Origin of the sequence: Paenirhodobacter ferrireducens, assembly GCF_004022265.1 — a bacterium.
GTDB lineage: Bacteria > Pseudomonadota > Alphaproteobacteria > Rhodobacterales > Rhodobacteraceae > Rhodobacter > Rhodobacter ferrireducens.
In genome coordinates, this window is the sequence record NZ_SAVB01000055.1 from 1 (window position 1) to 1357 (window position 1357).

At 64.6% G+C, this 1357-nt stretch carries 1 protein-coding gene; it reads right to left on the minus strand.

The window, feature by feature from the left end; translation table 11 throughout:
* Positions 1–108 precede the first annotated feature (108 nt).
* Positions 109–1272, minus strand: coding sequence for an IS5 family transposase (locus tag EOW65_RS19815; protein ID WP_128152396.1), 1164 nt, complete (start codon positions 1270–1272; stop codon positions 109–111).
* Positions 1273–1357: the final 85 nt, after the last annotated feature.

Below are 1357 nucleotides of genomic sequence, written 5' to 3' on the forward strand. Positions count from 1 at the left end.
TTAACAGGTTGCTGAATTAATCTGATGCGTGGAACGGTTTCCCTTGGCAGGCTGGCCGAAGCAGGTTCGTTGCGGAGGTTCGGTGTACTTGGGCGCCACCATTCGGCCTCATGCGGTCAGCAACCGCGGCAGTCGAGCGAGGTTGCAGGCTGCCATCGTCAGGGTGAACTGGGCGCCCACCCGTTTGATGCCCCGCAGCATGGTTTGCGCCATCGGGCCGACGGTCTTGGCCCAGCCGAACGGCTCCTCGATCTTCTTGCGGCGTTTCTGCGAGACGGCGTAACCCGGATGCCGGGTGGTCCGGCCGTCGATCGCCGAATATCGGATCTTCTGCGCGACATGGGGCGTGACGCAGGCCTGGCGCAGGTCCTTCACGAACTCCGCGCAGTCGTAGCCCTTGTCGGCGGCCAGCGTCAGCCGCCTGGTCGACCCCGGAGAATGACGGTGGATCATGGCGAGGGCGGCGCGCCGCTCGGCATGGCCATCGGCCTGCGTCATCTCGGTCTGAACGATCAGGCCGTTGCGGTTCTCCATCAGGGTATGGCCGATGAAGCAGAGACTCGCACCGGTGCCGGGCGACTTCCGGTAGAGCCGCGCCTCCGGATCGGTCACCGATGCATGGGTGGCGTTGGACCGCTTCTGGCCGCGAAAGTCGACCTCGGCATTGCGATCCCTGGGCTTGGTGGCGGTCATCGGGGCGGTCTCAGGGCTGGGGCTGGGGTCGGCGGCGGCATCGGCGGCGGGTGGCGGAGGCCCGTCACCGCCTTCGGGAGGGGCAGCTTCCGGCTTCGGCTGAAAGCTCTTCATCGACGCCCAGGCCTTGACCAGTGTGCCGTCGACCGAGAAATGCTCATCCGACAGCAACGGCGCCACTTCGCGATGCGCCAAAATCGCTGCGAGGAACTTGCGCGACATCTCGGTGGTCAGCAGCCGGTCGCGGTTCTTCGTGAAGACGGTGGGAACCCAGACTTGGTCATCGATCCCCAGCCCGACGAACCACCGGAACATGAGGTTGTACTGCATCTGCTCCATGAGTTGCCGCTCGGATCGGATCGAGAACAGGATCTGCAGCAGGCTGGCCCGGATCAACCGTTCCGGCGCAATCGAAGGACGGCCGAAATCGGCGTAGAGCGCGGTGAACTCGGCATCGAGACTGACCAGCGCATCGTTGACGACCTGCCGGATCTTGCGCAGCGGGTGCCGGGCCGGAATGCGCGCCTCAAGATCGACGTAGCTGAACAGCGACCCGCTCGTCTCGTCCGATCCCCGCATCGCTTTCCCCCGCCAAACCGCCCGGAAAGTGAATCATGTTCCGATTTCGGCGTCCAGCGTGGGGTTTTTCAGCAGCGTGTTAATC

Coding starts and splice junctions, on each gene's coding strand:
- EOW65_RS19815 (WP_128152396.1), bottom strand. CDS start 1,272: ATGCGGGGATCGGACGAGACGAGCGGGTCGCTGTTCAGCTACGTCGAT.